General features: G+C 36.8%; 4 protein-coding genes. 1 reads left to right on the top strand and 3 read right to left on the bottom strand.

The window, feature by feature from the left end; translation table 11 throughout:
- Window positions 1-565 precede the first annotated feature (565 nt).
- On the top strand, window positions 566-907 hold the full coding sequence (locus tag ACODST_RS27635) for a hypothetical protein (RefSeq protein ID WP_488935322.1): 342 nt from the start codon (window positions 566-568) through the stop codon (window positions 905-907).
- Between the two features lie 43 nt (window positions 908-950).
- On the opposite strand, the gene ACODST_RS27630 is transcribed toward ACODST_RS27635, so the two are convergent.
- The 3 genes from ACODST_RS27630 to ACODST_RS27620 form a co-directional block, all read right to left on the bottom strand.
- Window positions 951-2,954: an OmpA family protein gene (locus ACODST_RS27630; RefSeq protein WP_488935321.1), complete on the bottom strand. Its 2,004-nt coding sequence runs from the start codon at window positions 2,952-2,954 to the stop codon at window positions 951-953.
- A gap of 11 nt (window positions 2,955-2,965) precedes the next feature.
- A complete protein-coding gene (locus tag ACODST_RS27625; RefSeq protein ID WP_488935320.1) occupies window positions 2,966-3,877 on the bottom strand; it encodes a PorP/SprF family type IX secretion system membrane protein in 912 nt (303 codons plus the stop codon).
- Between the two features lie 49 nt (window positions 3,878-3,926).
- A partial coding sequence (locus ACODST_RS27620) for a T9SS type B sorting domain-containing protein (protein ID WP_488935319.1) occupies window positions 3,927-6,052 on the bottom strand: 2,126 nt, incomplete at its 5' end.

Below are 6,052 nucleotides of genomic sequence, written 5' to 3'. Positions count from 1 at the left end.
TGAACAACATCAAATGAGTTCCATAGGAACGGTTCATTTCTTTGCTAAATATGTGCCGAACCTACGGCTCTTTAATCTTGGGTCATCTATTTAAACCGGATTAAAATCCGGCCCTGCTAAATGTTTCGAGCCTAACGGCTCTTTCTTGCTATTTGGGGATTTTTAATTGTGAGGAAAATATTTGCTATAAGTATATTATGAATTCCATCGGAATGAAAAATATTGTAGCAGCGGATTTTAATCCGTTGAAATAAATTGAACAACATCAAATGAGTTCCATAGGAACGGTTCATTTCTTTGCTAAATATGTGTCGAACCTACGGCTCTTTTGTTTTGGGTCATCTATTTTAAACCGGATTAAAATCCGGCCCTACAAAATGTTTCGAGCCTAACGGCTCTCTTAACCGATATTATTTTCTACCTATAAAACTTATCAACACGACATATATGTCGTACAAATTCTTTTTGCTTTTAAATACATTTATAAAAAAATAAGAAAAGTACCTAACAACATATTATCGTATGTTGGAAATAATAAAAAAAACACCTAATTCATAACTTAATTATGGAATCAAACGAAATCAAAAATTTAGATAATTTAAAGAGACTTACCTCTCTATATTTTCGTACTTTACAGCCAGCCAGTGATAACACCAGAAGTAGTGCTGCTCAGATTAAATTTATAAATTATTATGAACTGGGCTGTGTAATAACCAATATGCTTAAAATGTGTATTTTAACACTGGAACAGGAAGGGCATAAAACTTCGCAGACCAGCCCAAATCAGCCTGTGAATGTAGCTCTTGTTTTAGAAACGGTTCTGGAAATGTTTCCTTTGACTGAAATGGAATTTTTAAGCGAAATTAGCGAGATGCTTATTGAAAAAAATAACAATGTTGTTTACTAAATAAAAAAGACCTTTACTAAGATAGAAAGGTCTTTTTGTTATTTTATAAACTTACGATTATAAACTCGCTTCGGCGGTTTTGCTGGTGTTCCTGTTCGGTACATTTTACACCATCGGCACATTTATTTACTAATTGAGTTTCTCCGTATCCTTTTGCTGTTAATCGGCCTCCGTCAATTCCTTTGCTTATCAGCCAGTCTTTTGTAGACTGGGCTCTTTTGTCTGACAGGATCTGATTGCTTTCAGAAGAAGAACGGCTGTCTGTATGCGAACGAATATCGATTTTTATAGTTGGATATTGGTTTAAAACATCTACGATTTTCTGCAATTGTGGTTCTGATGATTTTTTGATTGTGGCTTTTCCTAAATCAAAAAAGTTCATTGGTATTTTTAATAGTTTACCTAAATCGGTTCCTACTGTAATGGTAACTTTAACGGGTTTGATTGTATTGTTTGTTTTTATTACAACCGGAATTGCGGTTATAGGTTTTGGTTTCTTTTCTAAAGCAATAGGCAGCGTGGCCGAACCATTTGCTTTTTTAAGGGTTATGGAAACTTCTTTAAACAAATAGTCTTCTTTGGATGTTTTTATAAAATACTTTTTACCGCATTTTACATTCGAAAAAACATAATTTCCGCTGGCATCTGTTTTTGCTTCAACTGCCGACTTGCCTGCTTCGTCAAATAAAATCAAAGTAACATTGGCAAGTACTTCGTTTGTTTCCTGATCTGTAACTATTCCGGAAATCTGCTGTTCGCAGATTAACCTGCGGTTTTCGGTAAATCGGTATACATCGTCAAGACCGTGGCCGTTTACTCTGTTGGAAGAGAAAAAACCATTTCTGTTTTTGCTGTTAATCATAAAAGCAAAATCGTCCTGTTTACTGTTTACAGGTTCTCCTACGTTTTGTACTTCATCAAAAGAACCGTCTTTGTTGATTCTTGAAACATAAATATCAAGTCCGCCTAAACCGGGTCTTCCATCGGTTGCGAAATACAATTCATTTTCGTCCGAAATAAAAGGGAAAGTTTCTCTTCCTTCGGTATTAATTTCAGGCCCCAGATTTTCGGGTTTCCCAAAAGTACCGTCGGCCTCTATACTTACTTTAAAGATATCCGAAAGTCCAAACGTTCCCGGCATATCCGATGCAAAGTATAGTGTTTTTTCGTCAATACTTAAAGCCGGATGGGCTACACTGTATTCATCGCTGTTAAATGGTAACTCCTGAACTTCTTTCCATTCGTTATCAATTAATACCGCTTTATAGAGTTTTAAAAAGGTAATTTTATTTTCATTCTCTCTTCTTTTACCATCTACTGAGTTGTTTCTGGTAAAATACATGGTTTTTCCGTCTTTTGTAAAAACCGGTGTAGACTGATTGAAATTTACTTTTAGGTTGTTTTTGTGAAACAGTTTTGGTTTTCCGATGCTTCCGTCAGGATTTAAATCAACGGCATATAAAGTCGAAATCGCTTTATTGGTCCATTTAAAGTTTTTTTTGATGATCATACCGGTATCTCTGGATGACGTAAATACTAGTTTATTATCTAAAACAGTACTTCCGTAATCAGAGTCTTTAGAATTAATTCCGGCATCTACAATATCAAAACGACCAGAATTGGCTTTAATATCTTCCAGATAACTTCTGTTTTTCAGGAATAAAACAGCTCTTTTGTCGGCAGGCGCTTTTTGACTGAATTTTTCCAGAATTTCATCTGCCTTAGTATAATTACCATCCGATTTTAAACACTGGGCATATTTATAAAAATATTCCGGTTCCTGATTTTCGTTAATTATAAAAAGCTCCTGATAGTATTGTAAAGCTTCTTTTAATTCTCCTATAAAGTAATAGGAATTGCCAAGTCTTTGAAATATTCTTTCTTCTTTAACTCCTTTTTTTACCAAATTTTCATACGCTTTTATAGCATCTGCGTAAGCGTAGCTGTCGTACTTCTCGTCGGCATTTTTTATACTGGCTGTCTGAGCATTTGCAATAAAGCAGAAGCAAAAGAACAAAAAGGAATAGGTTATATTTTTAATCTTCATAATTAAATCAATTAAAAGAATCTTGGTGAGGTAAGTTTGCTGTAATTATTGAAAAAGTCAAAACGAAGGAAAATTTCATGTGATCCTGAATTGTATCTTCTTAATTGTGTGGTTTCATGATCATAACCGTATCCGATATACATTCCTTTAGATACCTGAAAACCTGCCATTGCACTTACCGAAGCACTCCATCGATACGCCAGTCCCAGAACGAATTTGTCATTAAACATAAAGTTACCCGAAACATCTACCTGCAAAGGGGCACCTTCTACCATTTTGGTCAATAAAGCCGGCTTGAACTTTACATACTCCAAACGATCCAGATTAAACACGTAACCTGCCATAAAGTAGTAGTTTATTTTTTCTTTGAAAATGGCCGTATCATTATCATCATAACGATTGGTTTCGATGAAATTTGGAACAGATAATCCGACATAAGCACGGTCTGAATGCCAGTAAATCCCGGCTCCAATATTGGGTGTAAATTTGTTTTTTATATCCTGAAACATTGGGTCATTCTGATCTTCGTAACTCAGTTTGCTGGCGTCCAGATTAAAAAGATTGGCTGTTGCCTTGATCCCGAATGAAAGCTTGAAGGATTCAGAAGTTGGCACGCTGTAAGACAAATCTGCCGACAGGGTATTCTCGTTTGTTGGCCCGATTTTGTCGTTTACCAGCGAAACCCCCAATCCTAAATTACTATTGTTTAAAGGTGTGTTTACAGAGAAAGTACTTGTTTCCGGAGCTCCGTCAAGTCCAATCCATTGTGTACGGTATAAACCAAAAACACTCAGCACACCACGCGAACCGGCATAAGCGGGATTGACCCCGATCGTATTGTACATATATTGTGTGTACTGAGCATCCTGCTGTGCTGAACACACAATTGTAAAAAACATAAAAATTAAACCTAATTTTTTCATCTATAAAGATTTTAAAAACGGCTCAGCTCATCTAAGCCGTTTGTAATTTTTATTTATTAATATATAAGTAACCTGAGATTTCGTGCGGTTTAGAATCGCTGTCTTTGTATTTCAGAATATAGAAATAAGTTCCTACCGGAAGCCCGTCTGATTGTTTTACTGTGGTACGTCCGTATGAATATCCTTTAAACGCTCTGTCTTCATTATTATAACGGTCCATATCAAAAACCAGAACTCCCCAGCGGTTGTAAATTTCTACTGTATTATCAGGGTAACATTCTAAGCCCTGAATGTAGAATCTGGTGTTTTTGCTGTCTCCGTTTGGAGAGAAAGCATTAAAGACTTTTATAATACATCCGTTCAGCTCTATTACAGTTGGTTTATCTCCACTGATACTTGCATCATCTGAAATATCATCAACTATAACTCCTCTGGCGCTGTTTCCTTTTACACTAGCCTGATTGCTTACACTTCCACGGTTAATATCCTCTTGTGTAATTTTATAAACCGCTGTAAAATTCGTTTCATTCGATTCGTTTACATCCAGATCAATCGCCTGTCCTGAAACGATAACTCCCGGCAGCGGATCTGTAATGGTAATTCCTTTAAGCGGCACGTTTCCGGTATTGGTAACTACAAATTTGTATGTAATCGTTTCTCCTGCATTGGCAACTCCGCTGTTATTTTCATCATTGAATACTGCTGTTTTGACAATTGCGATAGCCGGAACTTCAACAAATACATTTAAGATAGCGGTACTGCAATTATTAGGATTCGCTTTTTCACAAACCTGATATTCTATTGTATACGTACCTCCCGGTGTATTTGGTTTTACGTTTACAGTTCCGTCAGCATTAAATTCAAAGTTCGAATTACCTGAAAGGTTCTTAATGATAACATCAACAGGATTAATTGGTAAACCGTTTAGTAAATCATTATCTAAAACATTCACAAATTCCAATGATCCGTTTATACCATCAACGGCTACAAGCGCATCATCTGTTAAAACCAATGACGGCTCCGGATCTACCGGCGTAACTGAATTTAATACTTCAACTGTCACAACGGCCTGGCTGCAGTTAGATGGATTTGAAGCCTCGCATATCTGGTAAGTCAGATGATAAGTACCTGATAGTGTACCAGCTTTTACTTCTACAGAACCATCGGCATTTACAATTAAATTAGCATTTGGCGCTGTTATTGTTAAAATCAAATCTGCCGGATTAACTGCTGAACCGTTTAATTTATCATTCTCAAATATATTTAAAGATGTTGCGGTTCCTTTAGTTGCATCTATTGGTCCTGCAGAATCGTTATTTGCTTCAATTACAAATGTTGGTTTTGCATTACAATCTGGTGCCGCTGCCGGATAGTTTACGGTATAGGTTACTATTGGGTTAACAGAGAATTCCATTTTAACGGCTGGTTTTGTATTTTCAAATCCGTCAGCAGCCTCTGTCCATTTGCCATTTGCAAACACCCATCCCGGCCAGTCTGTTCCGTTTCCGTTTCCGTCAGTAACAGCTCCAGGCCATAAGATATCACCACTTAATTCTAAACCGGTCTGAGTTGCTACTACATTGTTAGCACTGTCAATCCATCTGATCGTTAACTTACTTGTTGTAGTAAAGTTATCCGGCACTACACTATAATGTACATATGGTACATTGTTAGAACAATAACTGCTGGCTGTAACGGTCATGGTAGGTTCTTCAACTGTTACTTTTACAGAAGCCTGGCTGCAATTTCCTGAATTTATCTTCTCACAAATCTGATATACCAACTCATAAGTTCCTCTAGGTGCATCAGCGCCTAAAGTTACTGTTCCATCAGGATTTAATGTTAAGTACCCTGTTGGATCTGGTACCAAAATTGAAAGATCTAAATCACCTGCAGACACCGGTAATCCATTGTTGGTATCATTATCAAAAACATTTACAATGGTTTGAGGATGGTTTACCCCAACAACTGGTGGAACATTATCTGTGTTGGCTACAAGGTTACCGCTGTCTACTACAACTTTTGAGATCACTGTATCACAGTTTGACGGATTGGTAATCTCGCAGATGCTGTATTCAACATCGTAAATGCCTGCTGGTGTATTTGGTGCAACGGTTACTGTTCCGTCTGCATTTAAGGTTAATCCTGAAGGAACGCTCACCGGAGTCACTTTTA

It is taken from the genome of Flavobacterium sp. FG19 (genome assembly GCF_057809475.1).
This window is presented reverse-complemented; position numbering and strand designations above follow the sequence as displayed.